The 15394-nt window shown below is 43.4% G+C and carries 13 protein-coding genes; 10 read left to right on the top strand and 3 right to left on the bottom strand.

Annotated elements, in window-relative coordinates:
* Window positions 1–8: 8 nt before the first annotated feature.
* The gene (gene uriH, locus G6Q48_RS14880; RefSeq protein WP_166267299.1) at window positions 9–944 is read left to right on the top strand and encodes a uridine-preferring nucleoside hydrolase UriH; all 936 of its coding nucleotides are present in this window, start codon (window positions 9–11) and stop codon (window positions 942–944) included.
* Between the two features lie 3 nt (window positions 945–947).
* On the top strand, window positions 948–1421 hold the full coding sequence (locus tag G6Q48_RS14885) for a DUF6882 domain-containing protein (protein WP_166267301.1): 474 nt from the start codon (window positions 948–950) through the stop codon (window positions 1419–1421).
* A gap of 201 nt (window positions 1422–1622) precedes the next feature.
* On the opposite strand, the gene cbrC is transcribed toward G6Q48_RS14885, so the two are convergent.
* Complete coding sequence (gene cbrC, locus G6Q48_RS14890) at window positions 1623–2210, bottom strand: PF03691 family colicin E2 tolerance protein CbrC (protein WP_166267303.1); 588 nt, start codon at window positions 2208–2210, stop codon at window positions 1623–1625.
* A 243-nt stretch (window positions 2211–2453) separates the two neighbouring features.
* Between cbrC and G6Q48_RS14895 the strand changes: the two genes are divergently transcribed.
* The 3 genes from G6Q48_RS14895 to dusA all read left to right on the top strand — a co-directional run bounded on the left by G6Q48_RS14895 (window position 2454) and on the right by dusA (window position 4642).
* Window positions 2454–2663: a YdgH/BhsA/McbA-like domain containing protein gene (locus G6Q48_RS14895; RefSeq protein WP_004260921.1), complete on the top strand. Its 210-nt coding sequence runs from the start codon at window positions 2454–2456 to the stop codon at window positions 2661–2663.
* Window positions 2664–2800: 137 nt separating this feature from the next.
* Window positions 2801–3427 (top strand): isochorismate family cysteine hydrolase YcaC, encoded by a 627-nt coding sequence (gene ycaC / locus G6Q48_RS14900; RefSeq protein ID WP_004260919.1) that lies wholly within the window; start codon window positions 2801–2803, stop codon window positions 3425–3427.
* A 213-nt stretch (window positions 3428–3640) separates the two neighbouring features.
* Window positions 3641–4642 carry a tRNA dihydrouridine(20/20a) synthase DusA gene (dusA, locus tag G6Q48_RS14905; protein WP_102139111.1) on the top strand — a complete coding sequence of 334 codons (1002 nt, stop codon included), beginning with the start codon at window positions 3641–3643 and terminating at the stop codon, window positions 4640–4642.
* 54 nt (window positions 4643–4696) lie between these two features.
* Here the strand turns inward: dusA and G6Q48_RS14910 are convergent, their stop codons facing one another.
* Window positions 4697–5680, bottom strand: coding sequence for a quinone oxidoreductase (locus tag G6Q48_RS14910; RefSeq protein ID WP_166267305.1), 984 nt, complete (start codon window positions 5678–5680; stop codon window positions 4697–4699).
* Between the two features lie 212 nt (window positions 5681–5892).
* Between G6Q48_RS14910 and dnaB the strand changes: the two genes are divergently transcribed.
* The 3 genes from dnaB to G6Q48_RS14925 all read left to right on the top strand — a co-directional run bounded on the left by dnaB (window position 5893) and on the right by G6Q48_RS14925 (window position 9970).
* A complete protein-coding gene (dnaB, locus tag G6Q48_RS14915; protein ID WP_004260904.1) occupies window positions 5893–7305 on the top strand; it encodes a replicative DNA helicase in 1413 nt (470 codons plus the stop codon).
* Between the two features lie 286 nt (window positions 7306–7591).
* Complete coding sequence (gene alr / locus G6Q48_RS14920) at window positions 7592–8674, top strand: alanine racemase (RefSeq protein ID WP_166267307.1); 1083 nt, start codon at window positions 7592–7594, stop codon at window positions 8672–8674.
* A gap of 102 nt (window positions 8675–8776) precedes the next feature.
* Window positions 8777–9970, top strand: a complete 1194-nt coding sequence (locus tag G6Q48_RS14925; protein ID WP_166267309.1) for an amino acid aminotransferase — start codon at window positions 8777–8779, stop codon at window positions 9968–9970.
* Window positions 9971–10057: 87 nt separating this feature from the next.
* Here G6Q48_RS14925 and uvrA read toward each other — a convergent pair whose 3' ends face one another.
* Window positions 10058–12892, bottom strand: a complete 2835-nt coding sequence (gene uvrA / locus G6Q48_RS14930; RefSeq protein WP_166267311.1) for an excinuclease ABC subunit UvrA — start codon at window positions 12890–12892, stop codon at window positions 10058–10060.
* Between the two features lie 585 nt (window positions 12893–13477).
* On the opposite strand from uvrA, the gene G6Q48_RS14935 reads away from it, so the two are divergent.
* The gene (locus tag G6Q48_RS14935) at window positions 13478–13999 is read left to right on the top strand and encodes a single-stranded DNA-binding protein (RefSeq protein ID WP_102139105.1); all 522 of its coding nucleotides are present in this window, start codon (window positions 13478–13480) and stop codon (window positions 13997–13999) included.
* 219 nt (window positions 14000–14218) lie between these two features.
* A complete protein-coding gene (locus G6Q48_RS14940) occupies window positions 14219–15391 on the top strand; it encodes a tyrosine-type recombinase/integrase (protein WP_072667565.1) in 1173 nt (390 codons plus the stop codon).
* The last annotated feature ends 3 nt before the right edge of the window (window positions 15392–15394 follow it).

Raw genomic sequence — 15394 nt, forward strand, 5'->3', positions numbered from 1 at the left:
GGTAAGGTATGAGCAAAAAAATAATCCTCGATTGTGATCCCGGCCATGACGATGCTATCGCGTTATTACTGGCCTATGGTAACCCTGACATTGAATTATTGGCGGTAACAACCGTTGCCGGCAATCAAACCCTTGAAAAAGTCACTCATAATGCATTGGCTATCGCTGAAATGGCGAAGATCACCGGTGTTCCATTTGCCGCGGGTTCGGTTCGCCCCTTAGTTCGGGAAATTGAAGTCGCACCTGATATTCATGGGGAATCAGGTCTCGATGGGCCTGTATTACCAACGCCCACATTGACGCTTGATGAACGGCATGCGGTTTCGCTGATTATCGAAACGATTATGTCTCATCCTCCTAAAACAGTGACTTTAGTTCCTACTGGTGCATTAACCAATATTGCGCTTGCGGCTCGTCTTGAACCGCGCATTGTCGAGCGAGTTAAAGAGGTGGTGCTGATGGGCGGGGGCTACCATGTTGGGAATTGGAGTGCGGTAGCTGAGTTTAATATTAAAATTGACCCAGAAGCGGCTCATATTGTTTTCAATGAAAAGTGGCCACTAACCATGGTGGGGTTAGATCTTACCCATCAAGCGCTAGCAACCCCTGATGTTGTGAAAGAAATTGCTGCGATTGGCAGTGATTGTTCGCAATTTGTCATCGAATTATTGGATTTCTTTGGGAAAATGTACAAGCAAGCTCAAGGCTTTGATGCTCCGCCAGTGCACGACCCTTGTGCGGTTGCCTATGTCATTGATCCGACAGTAATGACTACGCAAAAAGTGCCTGTGAATATTGAGCTGACAGGAACGCACACGCTAGGCATGACAGTGGCTGATTTCCGTCATCCAGCGCCTGAAAATTGCTATACTCAAGTCGCGGTTAAGTTAGACCATCATAAATTTTGGCAGTTGATTATCAATGCATTAAAAAATATTGGGTAATAAATGGATAATGAAATAGAACAGATGCCTTATGAGGCATTAATTGAACGCAGTATGAATGCGTTACAGGCCAAAAACCAATTTCATTGTGATACATGGGAATTAGATGAAGCCGATTGGTCCGTGAACCAAGACGAAGGAACCATTATTTTTCATGCGCCTGACAATATAATGGCAACAGCGCCAGTTCAAATTGTGGGTACTTATGACCAAAGCCAAGGCAGTTGGATGTGGAGCTGGGCAAACAGTTCTATCGACAGCGCTTTAACCCAAGATGCAATTGCGGTGAAAGCTTATGGCGAGCGGAAAGACAACGCATTATTAACCGCCCGAATTAGTCACATTGAAGAATATGACGCATGGCAATTAACGGCATTGGCTTGCGAACTCAATAGCCAGCAAGGGGTATATCGTGGGATTGCGGGGCATACTTTGATATTTATGACATTTGGTGAGGTGTCTCTCCAACAAATTTAGGTTGTATTGGTGCTTTATCTCTGGTCGATAAGGCATTTTAGCGCCTTTATTCTATAACCTGCCCGTTATACTCAGTTTTTTCAATGAGGAGTTTGCTATCAGCCGCGACGCCAGAATTAGCTGAGCAAATTATTGAACTGATGAATAGTTGAAGATGAGAGCGTGAAGATAAGCCTCTTCACGCGATTTAGTTGGTATAAATTAGCTAAAATCAAAATGCAAACGTAGTTTTTTGCAATGTAAACAACGAAATAAATAACCTTGAGCAGCGCTATCTTGATGGAGAATATTCGCGAGCTCTGAAATTGAAAAACCATAATCAGCGATATCATCTTCAAGGGAAACAAATTCATCGAGTTTATCTTTGATGTCATCCCAGTAAACATAGCCTATGAATTCACAAGGCTCTTGGCAGTGTGCGAGCCAAATTTCTTGTTGCCACCCTTGATAGCCCGGTGTTCGTTTAATTAGTTCATCAAACATTTCAGTAGGATAGGGGGTTAGGGTATGTGAAAACTCGCCGTCTTCGTCATATTCGCAATCAATACCTTCAACACTGGCAGGGTCTTGAAACTCACCATCAAATTTTGCACTGGCAGAACCATCGGCAATACACCAAGGACACAAAGCATCAATGTCCTCAATAGAATAAAACGGGCTTTCATAATAAATATCAGTAGGTTGCTTACAACAATCACAGGTTACTGTTTTATCCGTCAGAAAAGCTTCAGTTTCAATAGGATCCGGGTGGTACCTAAATGTAGGGAGTGTTCGGTTATTGAGTGGCATATACAGTTCCTATTAAAGGTTGCGCGAGAAGTAAACCAACTTTGGGAAAGCATACCACAAGGCTGCTTGATTATATCTTTCGGTTTTATTCCATGGTGAGTTTCAGATAAAGCAAGTCGTTCAGTTAATTTGAATGAATTGAGCGATATTATTAGCTTTAACCTAAATAACATTGTCGATATGATACCTTCATCGCAGACAACAAGGGTTGTCTCATCGAATAAAAAGTGAAGGAATTGGATTATGAACATGTTAAAAACTTTGATGGCAGCTTCTGTATTATCTTTCGTCGCATTTGGTGCATCAGCAGCAACAATCACTGCAACAGGTGATACGCTGGCTTCAACAGAAGCAAAAATTGCAGCTAAAGCTAAAGCCGCCGGTGCGGATAGCTATACAATTACCAGTGCTCGTATGGGAAATTTTGTCACAATGAGCGCAGAAACTAAATAACGAATTGTGTGAATTCATCTTGTTGAAATATTTTTGATGAAAAGTGGTTTTTTAGGTGCGATAAGCAGACTAAATACCACTTTTGTTTTATCTGAACCCACATAGAGTACTTTTCTAACTATTGAGGAGTCGTTGATATGAGTTTCAAATATAACCGCCTAGATAAAGATAATGCCGCTGTATTACTTGTTGACCATCAAACGGGTTTATTATCACTGGTTCGCGACCAAGACCCCGATAAATTCAAGAATAGCGTGTTAGCGTTAGCGGATCTTGCCAAGTATTTTAACTTGCCGACTATTTTGACGACATCTTTTGAAGATGGTCCTAATGGCCCGTTAGTGCCCGAGTTAAAAGAAACTTTTCCTGATGCCCCTTTCATTGCCCGCCCAGGCCAAATCAATGCATGGGATAACGAAGAGTTCGTCAAAGCTGTCAAAGCGACAGGTAAAAAACAGTTGATTATTGCCGGTGTTGTGACAGAAGTGTGTGTGGCATTCCCTGCATTATCAGCCTTAGAAGAAGGCTATGAAGTTTTTGTTATTACTGATGCTTCAGGTACATTTAACCCGATCACACGTGATGCCGCGTGGGATAGAATGTCAAAAGCAGGGGCCCAATTGATGAGCTGGTTTGGTGCCGCTTGTGAATTACACCGTGATTGGCGCAATGATGTGGAAGGGTTAGGTACGTTGTTCTCAAACCATATCCCTGATTATCGTAACTTAATGACCAGCTATGCACTGCTTTCTGCGAAAAAATAGTGTGTGACTGAATATTAAAATGACATAATTGGTTTGGAAATCCTCGATATGACATTGCTCATATCGGGGGTTATTTCGTTAAATTAGCTGGGTTCAGCCGCTCGTTTTCGTCATCATCGCACTTAGTTCGCTCTATGCTATAATAGCCTGCTGTTTTTGCTTGGCTCCTTACTTTTTGGGGCTATCCATTTGATTTCAATACACAAGACCACCATGCATCAAAATACCTCAAAACAAGGCTACACCAACCTAAACCGATTTTCCGTTGCGCCGATGTTGGATTGGACAGATCGCCATTGCCGTTATTTTCATCGTTTATTAAGCAAAAACACCTTGCTGTATACTGAAATGGTCACAACAGGGGCGATTATTTTCGGGAAAGGGGACTATCTTGCCTTTAGTGAGGAAGAACATCCGGTAGCACTACAGCTCGGTGGTAGCGACCCAGCCGCATTGGCACAATGTGCCAAGCTGGCGCAAGAACGTGGTTATGATGAAATTAATTTAAATGTCGGATGCCCATCAGATCGCGTACAAAATGGGCGTTTTGGTGCCTGTTTAATGGGTGATGCCCAATTGGTTGCTGATTGCGTGAAAGCCATGCAAGACGTGGTTTCTATCCCGGTGACCGTAAAAACCCGTATTGGTATTGATGAGCAAGACAGCTACGCGTTTTTATGTGATTTTATTGAAACCGTTTCTGATAAAGGCGGTTGTGAGATGTTTATTATCCATGCGCGTAAAGCATGGCTATCCGGCCTTAGCCCAAAAGAAAACCGCGAAATCCCACCATTAGATTACCCGCGAGTTTATCAATTAAAACGTGATTTCCCACATCTGACGATGGCCATTAATGGCGGTATTAAAACATTAGAAGAAGCCAAACAGCATCTTCAACATTTAGATGGTGTGATGGTGGGGCGTGAAGCTTATCAAAACCCGTCTATTTTAACAGCGGTTGATAACCAATTGTTTGGTGAGCACTTTCCTATCACCAATGGTGTTGATGCAGTTAGGGCGATGTACCCTTATATAGAAAATGAATTAACAAAGGGCGCCTATTTAGGTCATATGACGCGGCATATGTTAGGGATTTTCCAAGGTATTCCTGGTGCGCGCCAATGGCGTCGGCATTTAAGTGAAAATGCGCATAAAAAAGGGGCGGATCTAGCCGTTGTTGAGCAAGCTCTGGAGTTTGTCACTCGCGGTGAATAGCTACATATGGGAAAAAAAGCGCCAATTGGCGCTTTTTGGCTGTCATATGGCTGATTATGGAATTAACAAACTCGAACCTTGGGTTTTTCTCGATTCGATAGTGACATGCGCTTTTTGTGCATCTTTTAAAGCAAAAATTTGTGATTGCGGTACATCCACATTCACTTTACCGCTTAAAATCATATCAAATAAGGCATTACTAGCTTGGTCTAGCTCAGCACGCTTAGTCACATAAACGCCTAACGATGGGCGAGTAACGTATAACCCGCCTTTTTGGTTTAAGATCCCCAAATTCACGCCAGTGACAGGGCCTGAGGCGTTACCAAAGCTAACCATCAAGCCACGGCGTTTGAGTGAGTCTAATGAGGCAAGCCATGTGGATTGACCAACAGAGTCATACGCTACATTCACTTTTTCGCCATTCGTGATTTCTTTCACGCGAGCTGCAATGTCTTCTGTTTGGTAATTGATGACTTCCCATGCCCCAGCATCTTTGGCTCTTAACGCTTTATCTGCAGAACCCACTGTGCCTATCATCTTAGCGCCTAGTGCATTTGCCCACTGGCAAGCTATCAGCCCAACACCGCCGGCAGCGGCATGGAACAGAAAGACTTCGTCACGTTTCAGTTGATATGTCTGATGGAATAAATAATAAACCGTCATACCTTTTAATGAGCTGGCTGCGGCTTGTTCAAACGTAATACCATCTGGGAGGTGAGCGACCGCATTTTCAGGAACATTGTGGACTTCGCTATAAGCACCTAGTGGGCCTTGCGCATAAACGACACGGTCACCGGGCTTGAAACCTGTGACATGAGCACCGGTTTTTACAACAACACCCGCTGCTTCTGTACCAAGACCACAAGGCAGATTAGCGACAGGGTATAAACCACTGCGGACATAGGTGTCGATAAAGTTAATCCCGATAGCACGGTTTTCAATTTGAATTTCGTTATCTGCTGGATTTGCTGGGGAGTAATCTACCAAGTTAAGGACGTCAGCGCCGCCATGTTGCGCGAACTCAATACGTTTTGCCATGACAATCTCCAATAAGAACCATTCATTTTAATTACAATAACAATCGTTTTATCATAACGCCATGTTTCAATCAGAAGAATTATAGGTTTGTGCTTTCAGTGATGTATTTTATCTTGTGATGACTTTGCGTAAAGATGCAAAGAAAACCACAAAAAAATAAGATTGGCGTATACTAAGCGCAGATCGTTAATTATAGACTTGGATATTAATGTATGGCTAAAAAACCCTCATCAAATTTCAAAACGGATGCCCCACGAGACCACCAAATGGAAGGGTTAAAACTTCCACCTCATTCTCTCGAAGCGGAGCAGTCTGTTTTAGGGGGGTTAATGTTAGATAACGAGCGTTGGGATACCGTTTCTGAACGTGTGACTCATGCTGATTTCTTTAGCCGACCCCACCGCACTATTTTCTCGCAAATGCAATTTTTGCTTGAGCAAGGCAAACCTATTGACCTTATTACTCTATCGGAATCACTAGAACAACAGGGTGAATTAGATAGCGTCGGTGGTTTTGCTTATTTGGCTGAGCTATCTAAAAATACGCCAAGTGCGGCGAATATTAATGCTTATGCAGACATCGTCCGCGAACGTGCGATAGTTCGCGATATGATTTCTGTTGCTAATGAAATTGCGGATGCAGGTTATGACCCACAAGGGCGAAGCAGTGAAGACCTCCTCGATTTAGCCGAAACTAAAGTTTTCCAAATTGCCGAATCAAGAGCGAATAAAGATGAAGGGCCGAAAGGCATTGAAGCCATTTTGTCGGAAACTGTTGAAAAAATTGAGCAACTTTACCAGCAGCCTCACGACGGTGTTACTGGGGTTTCAACAGGTTACCAAGACCTCGATAAAAAAACTGCAGGTTTACAAGGTTCTGATTTAATTATTGTGGCCGCTCGTCCATCGATGGGGAAAACCACTTTTGCAATGAACTTGTGCGAAAACGCGGCAATGACGGAAGAAAAACCGGTTTTAATCTTCAGTTTAGAGATGCCAGGTAACCAAATCATGATGCGTATGTTGGCATCATTATCCCGTGTTGACCAAACCCGTATTCGTACTGGGCAACTTGATGATGAGGATTGGGCGCGAATTTCAAGCACGATGGGTATTTTGATGGAAAAGCGCAATATGTACATCGATGACTCTTCGGGCCTGACTCCCACAGAGGTTCGTTCACGTGCGAGGCGTATTTACCGTGAACATGGTGGTTTAAGTTTGATCATGATTGACTACCTACAATTGATGCGAGTTCCTGCGCTTTCTGACAACCGTACGTTAGAAATTGCCGAAATTTCACGTTCACTTAAGGCGTTAGCGAAAGAATTAAATGTACCGGTGGTGGCACTGTCTCAGTTGAACCGAAGCCTTGAGCAACGTGCTGATAAACGCCCAGTTAACTCGGATTTACGTGAATCAGGGTCTATCGAGCAAGATGCGGACTTGATTATGTTTATCTACCGCGATGAAGTTTATCACGATAATAGTGAGCTCAAAGGCGTTGCTGAGATTATATTAGGTAAACAGCGTAACGGGCCAATTGGTACAGTGCGGTTGACGTTTAATGGGCAGTGGTCGCGCTTCGATAATTATGCGGGGCCGGCTTATAACGACGAGGACTAAATACTCCTCATAAATACTCGTCATATTTCGCGCTGTCGCGGTGTTGGCTTCATTCCCTAATCCTAGTCACATACTTTTGTATGCTCCTAGGATTATCTCAATCGCCGCCTAGCGACAACGCAAACTATTTAGAGTATTGGAACTAGCGCATTAAAATTAAATGATCCATAAAAATAATATCGAATGGAAATTGATATTTTTTAGCGTATAACAAATAGAGAACATATTGGGCTGCCAAAGGGCAGCTTAATTTTTAGCGGGTTTAGAGAAAAAGAACGAGGAAACAATGAAAGCGGCAACCGCATTGATAAACCGCCGCGCTCTGCGACACAACTTGCAACGGGTGAAAGAAATTGCACCAAATAGCCAAATGATTGCAGTTGTCAAAGCAAACGCTTATGGTCATGGGTTAGTAGGGGTTGGTCAGGCAGTAGAAGAGCTGGTGGATGGCTTTGGGGTGGCAAGGCTCAACGAGGCGCTATTGCTGCGGCAACATGGTGTGGTAAAACCGATTGTGTTACTGGAAGGTTTTTTTGAGCAGTCTGACTTGTTGTTGATGGCAGAAAACCTGATTGATACCGTGATCCACTGTATTGAACAACTTGAAATGCTAGAGGCCACCAAATTGCCTTATCCTCTTAAAGTTTGGATGAAATTAGATACAGGCATGCACCGCCTAGGTGTCCTCCCTAAAGATGCTGAAGGCTTTTATCAACGTTTACAACGCTGCCAACAAGTTCAGCTTCCTATCAACATTGTTAGTCATTTTTGCCAAGCGGATGCCCCCCATTTACCGACAACTGAAAAACAAATTGCCTGCTTTAAACAGTTTATTGCTGATAAAGAGGGGGAAAAATCCATTGCGGCCTCCGCGGGGATTTTACTTTGGCCAGAAGCTCATTATGACTGGGTACGTCCAGGGATCATGATGTATGGCGCTTCGCCACAAGAGGGGAAAAGTGCACAAGACTTCGGTTTACTTCCCGCGATGACACTAAAATCAACATTAATTGCGGTTAGGAAACATGCGGCAGGGCAATGTGTAGGTTACGGTGAAACATGGTGCAGTGATAAAGAGACTCTGCTTGGTGTTGTTGCAATCGGCTATGGTGATGGTTATCCACGTAACGTACCTTCAGGTACACCCGTGTTAATTAATGGACGAAAAGTGCCTATTGTTGGGCGAATTTCCATGGATATGACCGTGGTGGATTTAGGGTTAAATGCCAATGATAAAGTGGGTGATGACGTTATTTTGTGGGGAAATCAACTACCGGTTGAAGAAATTGCCACACAAACGGGTATTATCAACTATGAGTTGCTGACAAAGTTAACCTCTAGAGTTGCAATGGAATATGTAGACGAATAGCCAGCAAAGGGTTATTTTCAGATAACAACGTAAAAATGGCGCTAAATAGGGCAAATCATCGCTTGGTTTATTTAGCGTAAAATAATGATTAGGAGATGTCCTGTGTTCGAACATGTTGATGCTTATCCGGGCGACCCAATTCTGTCGTTAATGGATGAATTTAATAAAGACACTCGTGAAAATAAAATTAATTTGAGTATCGGTCTTTACTATGATGGTGAAGGGAAAACCCCTGAACTGGCGACAGTCGGTACGGCAAAAGCAGCGTTAAATAAACTGCCAGCAAGCGCATCACTGTATTTGCCTATGGAAGGTTTGAAAGATTACCGTACTGAATTGCAAAAATTAGTATTTGGTGAGGATTGCCCACTAATTGCACAGGAGCGTATTGCTACTGTGCAAACCATTGGTGGTTCTGGTGCATTGAAAATTGGTGCAGATTTTTTACATCAATATTATCCAGATTCCGAAGTGTGGTGCAGTGACCCAACTTGGGAAAACCATGCTTCTATTTTTTCAGGTGCGGGTACAAAAGTGCATTATTACCCATACTTTGATGAAAAAACTAAAGGCGTTAAATTTGATGAAATGTTAGCAACATTCAAAAAATTACCTGCTAATAGCATCATCCTAATGCACCCGTGCTGCCATAACCCAACAGGCTCCGACTTGACTCCTGCACAATGGGATGAAGTCACAAAGGTGGCATTAGAGCGTAAACTGATCCCATTTTTAGATATTGCTTATCAAGGTTTTGCAGAAGGCATTAATGAAGATGCTTACGCTATCCGAACGATGGTTAAAGCTGGCTTGCCTGTGTTCGTTAGCAATTCATTCTCTAAAATCTTTGGTATTTACGGTGAACGTGCCGGAGGGCTATCCGTTATTTGCGAAAACCCAGATGAGCGCGACCGTGTATTAGGTCAGTTAAAAGCGGGTGTTCGTCGCTTATACTCAAGCCCGCCATCGAATGGCGCAAAAATTGTTGCAGCGGTATTAACCAATAGCGCAGAAAAAGCCAAATGGTTAGCAGAAGTGGAAGAGATGCGTTTGCGCATTTTAGACATGCGTACGGTACTGGTTGATGAGCTGAAAAAAGCATTACCAAACCACAATTTCGACCACTTGTTAAAGCAACGTGGTATGTTCAGTTACACTGGTTTTTCTAAAGAGCAAGTTGCTCGCCTGAAAGACGAGTTCGCGGTTTACTTGGTTGGAACTGGCCGTGTTTGTATGGCAGGTGTCAATCGCCATAATGTTAAACGTATTGTGGAAGCATTTGCTGCGGTTAGCTAATAACTCTTAGCTATCGTAATAATTATCAGGGAGCAAAATACTCCCTGATAATCTTCTTACTTATTTATTTTTTTATAGCCTTTCTACTTAGTAGCCGCGTTCTAAAATCGTTTTCAAGAACCTTGCAGTGTGCGATTTTTCACACTCAGCCACTTCTTCTGGTGTGCCGGCAATTAAAATTTCACCGCCACCGCTCCCTCCTTCAGGGCCTAAATCAACAATCCAGTCTGCCGTTTTAATCACATCAAGGTTGTGCTCAATCACTACAATGGTGTTTCCTTGGTCACGAAGTTGATGTAAAACGACCAAAAGTTGCTGGATATCAGCAAAGTGCAGGCCTGTTGTCGGTTCATCCAATATATAGATAGTTTGCCCTGTTCCGCGTTTGGATAGCTCTTTGGCTAATTTCACACGTTGTGCTTCACCACCGGATAGCGTCGTTGCTGATTGGCCGAGACGGATATAGGATAAACCAACGTCCATCAGAGTTTGTAGCTTGCGAGCAAGGGCAGGTACGGCATCAAAGAATTCACGAGACTCTTCGATGGTCATATCCAGCACTTCATGGATATTTTTACCTTTATATTTAATTTCTAGTGTTTCGCGGTTATAGCGTTTGCCTTTACATTGGTCACAAGGGACATACACATCAGGTAAGAAGTGCATTTCAACCTTAATGACGCCATCACCTTGGCAAGCTTCACATCGGCCGCCTTTAACGTTAAAGCTAAAGCGCCCTGGGTTATAACCACGAGTTCGAGACTCAGGCACACCGGCAAATAATTCACGAACAGGTGTAAAAACACCGGTATAGGTAGCAGGGTTGGAACGTGGTGTACGGCCTATTGGGCTCTGGTCAATATCAATGACTTTGTCAAAGTGCTCTAAGCCTTCTACATCCAAATAAGGGGCAGGGGTGATGGTGGTTGCCCCATTTAATTGGCGTTGAGCAATAGGGAATAGCGTATCGTTTATTAGTGTTGATTTACCTGAGCCAGACACACCAGTGATGCAGGTAAATAACCCGACAGGGACTTTTAATGTCACATTCTTCAGGTTATTGCCCTTGGCCCCAAACACCGTCAGCATTTTATCTCTATTAATTGGAACGCGTTTTTGTGGAATGTCAATTCTGCGCTCACCGCTTAAAAATTTACCAGTGAGTGAATCTGGGTTTGCGACAATATCTTCCAGTGTTCCTTGAGCAACAATTTGCCCACCATGCACCCCAGCACCGGGTCCGATATCAATCACATGGTCTGCAGCGCGGATCGCGTCTTCGTCATGTTCAACGACGATCACAGTATTTCCTAGATCACGAAGATGGATCAATGTTTCAAGTAAGCGATCATTATCCCGTTGGTGTAAGCCAATTGAAGGTTCATCAAGAACATACATCACTCCCACTAAACCAGCACCAATTTGGCTTGCTAAACGAATGCGTTGTGCTTCACCACCAGACAAGGTGTCAGCAGAACGTGAAAGTGTCAGATAATTAAGCCCAACATTGACGAGAAATTTCAGGCGATCGCCAATTTCTTTTAAAACTTTTTCTGCGATTTGAGCGCGCTGACCTGTGAGTTTTAGGTTCTGGAAAAATTCCATTGCGTGGCCAATGCTGTAATCTGCGATTTCAGGCAATGTCGTATTTTCAACAAATACAAAGCGCGCTTCTTTACGTAAGCGAGTCCCATGGCAAGAAACACATGGACGGTTACTGATATATTTCGCTAATTCTTCACGGACTGCCGTTGATTCTGTTTCTTTATAACGACGCTCCATATTATTGAGTACGCCTTCAAAAGGGTGCCGGCGCACGGTGATGTCACCACGATCATTACGGTATTTAAACTCAATCGTTTCTTTGCCTGAGCCGTATAAAATAATTTTTTGAATGGCAGGGCTCAGAGTGTCATAAGGGGCTTCCACATCAAATTTATAATGCTCAGCTAATGACATCAGCATTTGGAAATAGTAAAAATTACGGCGATCCCAACCCCGAATTGCACCACCCGCGAGTGAGATTTCAGTATTTTGAATGACTCTTTCGGGGTCAAAAAACTGCTGAACACCTAAGCCATCACAGCTCGGACAGGCACCTGCAGGGTTGTTAAAAGAAAATAGGCGAGGTTCAAGTTCCACCATGCTGTAGCCGCAAACGGAACAGGCAAAATTGGCAGAAAAAACCAGTTCTTCTGCATTGGCGTCATCCATATCTGCAACAATTGCGGTACCGCCAGACAGATCTAATGCAGTTTCAAAGGATTCAGCTAAACGCTGAGCAATGTCATCACGAATTTTAAAACGATCGACAATCACTTCAATCGTATGTTTTTTCTGTAATTCGAGCTTTGGCGGGTCGGATAGATCGCAAACTTCTCCATCAATTCGGGCGCGGATATAACCTTGACTGGCTAAGTTATCGAGTAACTTAACGTGCTCCCCTTTACGTTCTTTAACGACAGGCGCAAGTAGCATCATTCGGCGATCGGTGGGCTGAGCCAGAACATTATCGACCATCTGGCTAACAGTTTGAGCAGCAAGTGGTATGTCGTGATCAGGGCAGCGAGGTTCACCAACACGTGCAAATAATAACCGCAGATAGTCATGAATTTCTGTGATGGTTCCGACCGTCGAACGTGGGTTATGTGAAGTGGATTTTTGTTCAATCGAAATCGCAGGGGATAACCCTTCAATATGATCGACATCCGGTTTTTCCATTAAAGAAAGAAACTGGCGAGCATAAGCAGATAAAGATTCAACATAACGGCGCTGACCCTCTGCATACAGGGTATCAAAAGCTAAAGATGATTTCCCTGAACCAGATAACCCAGTAATAACAATGAGTTTGTCGCGAGGGATGATGAGATTGATGTTTTTCAGATTATGCGTGCGTGCGCCGCGGACTTCGATATTATCCATTTACCACTTCCCGGATGATTTGATATTGAACAATCGCAAGAGACTATTATCACATATTTATGGCTGAATGGATATACAGTATTTCCTATTCGTCATATTTCAAACCGTGGCGGTGTTAGCTGCTCTCAGCTACGCAGGTCACATATTTTTGTATGCTTCCCGCGATATCTTCGCTTTATTTTTACTCGTCATATTTCAAACCGTGGTGGTGTTGGCTGCTCTCAGCTACGTAGGTCACATACTTTTGTATGCTCCCTACGATATCTTCGCTTGCCGCCTAGCCACTGTTTGAACTATTTAGAGTAAGGTTTTAATGGTGAAACAGAAAAACAGAAAAACAGAAAAACAGAAAAACAGAAAAACAGAAAAACAGAAAAACAGCGATCTGAATTTATCGAAAAGATAGATGCTGTGCGAATTATTTTATGTCTATACTGAAAATTGGCACGGTAGAATTTCACCAAAAGTTGGAAAGCGTTTCGCAATAACGCTCAGTAGTTTCAATTTCGTGGTGCAAAAAAGCGAGGTCGTGGTAAACTTCACGGCTAATCCAGAGATTAAAATTCAATGCATCAGGAGTAATAAATGGCCAGCAGAGGCGTAAATAAAGTAATTCTTATCGGTAACCTAGGACAAGATCCAGAAATCCGTTATATGCCTAACGGCGGAGCTGTGGCAAACCTGACTCTGGCAACTTCTGAAAGTTGGCGTGACAAGCAAACCGGTGAGATGCGTGAAAAAACCGAATGGCACCGCGTGGTTATCTTCGGCAAACTTGCTGAGGTAGCCGGTGAATACCTGAAAAAAGGTTCACAAGTCTATATCGAAGGTTCTCTGCAAACACGTAAATGGCAAGACCAAAGTGGTCAAGACCGTTATTCGACAGAAGTTGTTGTGAATATCGGTGGATCAATGCAAATGTTAGGCGGCCGTGGCGGTGATGCACCATCACAAGGTCAAGGCGGCCAAGGCGGTTGGGGTCAACCTCAGCAGCCACAAGCAGCACAGCAATTTAGTGGCGGCGGAGCCCCTGCAGCACGCTCATCAGCGCCTGCTCCACAAACCAATGAACCACCAATGGACTTCGATGACGATATTCCGTTCTGAATGACATAAAGCAATTATTGTTAAGTAACTCACAATCAGGTTTATCTAATAGATTGGTTTTACAGGCAATAAATGAAAAATAAAGCCCTTTGAGTGTGTAAACATTTGAAGGGCTTTTTTGTTTTACATGGTTTTGCTTCTTTGTGAAATCGTATAATTTAAAATATTGTAAAGATAGGATTTTATGACTATCCTTGTTTTGTCAACAAGGGTGCTGTAATGAAAATAGAGCTAGTCACACACAAAACGGGCGAACAAATACCAATGATACTGGATGCTTCTGGTATGCCAGTTGTCTTACCCAATGAGTTTGTCCTTTCCAGACGATCCCTTAGTACCAATACATTGGTTCGGAATTTGAGAGAGCTGTCAGTGCTCTATCGTTGGCTGGATAAATCAAATTGTGACCTATCTGCGAAATTACTGGCTCAAAACTCATTCAACGAAGCGGAATTAAAAGGTGGTTTGATCGAAGCGTTAAGAATCGATCAGGCCAATGGGCGTATGAATGCAGTAGCGCCTAATACCTTCAATCAACGGTTAACAACTATCCGACAATTTTTCAGTTGGTGCATGGACGTCCTGACTAGTCAGCTGCCCCTATCTTCCTTGGACTATGAGCGTTTAAGGGAGAGAAAGTCATTTTTGCTTAAAACGCTCGATGGTAGCTTTATGTCTGCCACACCAATGAGAAAGAGTCTAAGAAAGGGCCTTAACGAGGCAGAGGTTAATTTCTTGTTTGAGGTATTGAACCCCGATGCTGAGCAGGGTTATGGGCGAGATTCTGCTGTAAAATTTAGAAATTATGTATCTGTTGGGCTGATGCTATTTTGTGGTTTAAGGCCAGGTGAGCTGCTTAGCCTCAGGGTAGAGGATGTCCAGGTTGGTGCGATTTCGGCGATAAAGGTTGAGCGTAGACCAGCGGACCCGCTAGATGTAAGACGACCGAGGCCTCAAATAAAGCGCAATGGTCGAATCATCCCGATTGAGAATAGGCAGCTTGCATTTGCTTTGAATGAGTACATTGTTACTTGGCGTGAAGTGCTTGAAAGTAAAAGCCAAGACGAATCAGACTATTTAATCTTGAGTGATGAGGGTTCGCCTTTGTCGCAATCCTCAATTACACAGTTCTTTCAATTGTTGCGATCGCAATACGCTGACGATCTTCCTGAAAACTTAACGGCCAAGTCTCTAAGGCATACATTCTCATCCCGGCTTGAACGGGTGTTGCGTGCTTCAGGAATGGATGAGCAGCGCAGAAGGGAGGCCCTAGCCTTGCTGCGTGGCGATAGTAGTTTGGATTCACAAGATACTTACATAGCCCAAGAAGTGGAGGAGCAGGCGGTTAAGTCATTGAGGCGTTATCAGGCAGATATGATGTCCGAGAGGTAGCCA

This window comes from Providencia sp. M-27 (genome assembly GCF_011077905.1).
GTDB lineage: Bacteria > Pseudomonadota > Gammaproteobacteria > Enterobacterales > Enterobacteriaceae > Providencia > Providencia huaxiensis.

Bases quoted from the DNA above. Each gene is read 5' to 3' on its own strand.
- uriH (WP_166267299.1), top strand. From the start codon at position 9: ATGAGCAAAAAAATAATCCTCGATTGTGATCCCGGCCATGACGATGCT.
- G6Q48_RS14885 (WP_166267301.1), top strand. From the start codon at position 948: ATGGATAATGAAATAGAACAGATGCCTTATGAGGCATTAATTGAACGC.
- cbrC (WP_166267303.1), bottom strand. From the start codon at position 2,210: ATGCCACTCAATAACCGAACACTCCCTACATTTAGGTACCACCCGGAT.
- G6Q48_RS14895 (WP_004260921.1), top strand. From the start codon at position 2,454: ATGAACATGTTAAAAACTTTGATGGCAGCTTCTGTATTATCTTTCGTC.
- ycaC (WP_004260919.1), top strand. From the start codon at position 2,801: ATGAGTTTCAAATATAACCGCCTAGATAAAGATAATGCCGCTGTATTA.
- dusA (WP_102139111.1), top strand. From the start codon at position 3,641: ATGCATCAAAATACCTCAAAACAAGGCTACACCAACCTAAACCGATTT.
- G6Q48_RS14910 (WP_166267305.1), bottom strand. From the start codon at position 5,680: ATGGCAAAACGTATTGAGTTCGCGCAACATGGCGGCGCTGACGTCCTT.
- dnaB (WP_004260904.1), top strand. From the start codon at position 5,893: ATGGCTAAAAAACCCTCATCAAATTTCAAAACGGATGCCCCACGAGAC.
- alr (WP_166267307.1), top strand. From the start codon at position 7,592: ATGAAAGCGGCAACCGCATTGATAAACCGCCGCGCTCTGCGACACAAC.
- uvrA (WP_166267311.1), bottom strand. From the start codon at position 12,892: ATGGATAATATCGAAGTCCGCGGCGCACGCACGCATAATCTGAAAAAC.
- G6Q48_RS14935 (WP_102139105.1), top strand. From the start codon at position 13,478: ATGGCCAGCAGAGGCGTAAATAAAGTAATTCTTATCGGTAACCTAGGA.
- G6Q48_RS14940 (WP_072667565.1), top strand. From the start codon at position 14,219: ATGAAAATAGAGCTAGTCACACACAAAACGGGCGAACAAATACCAATG.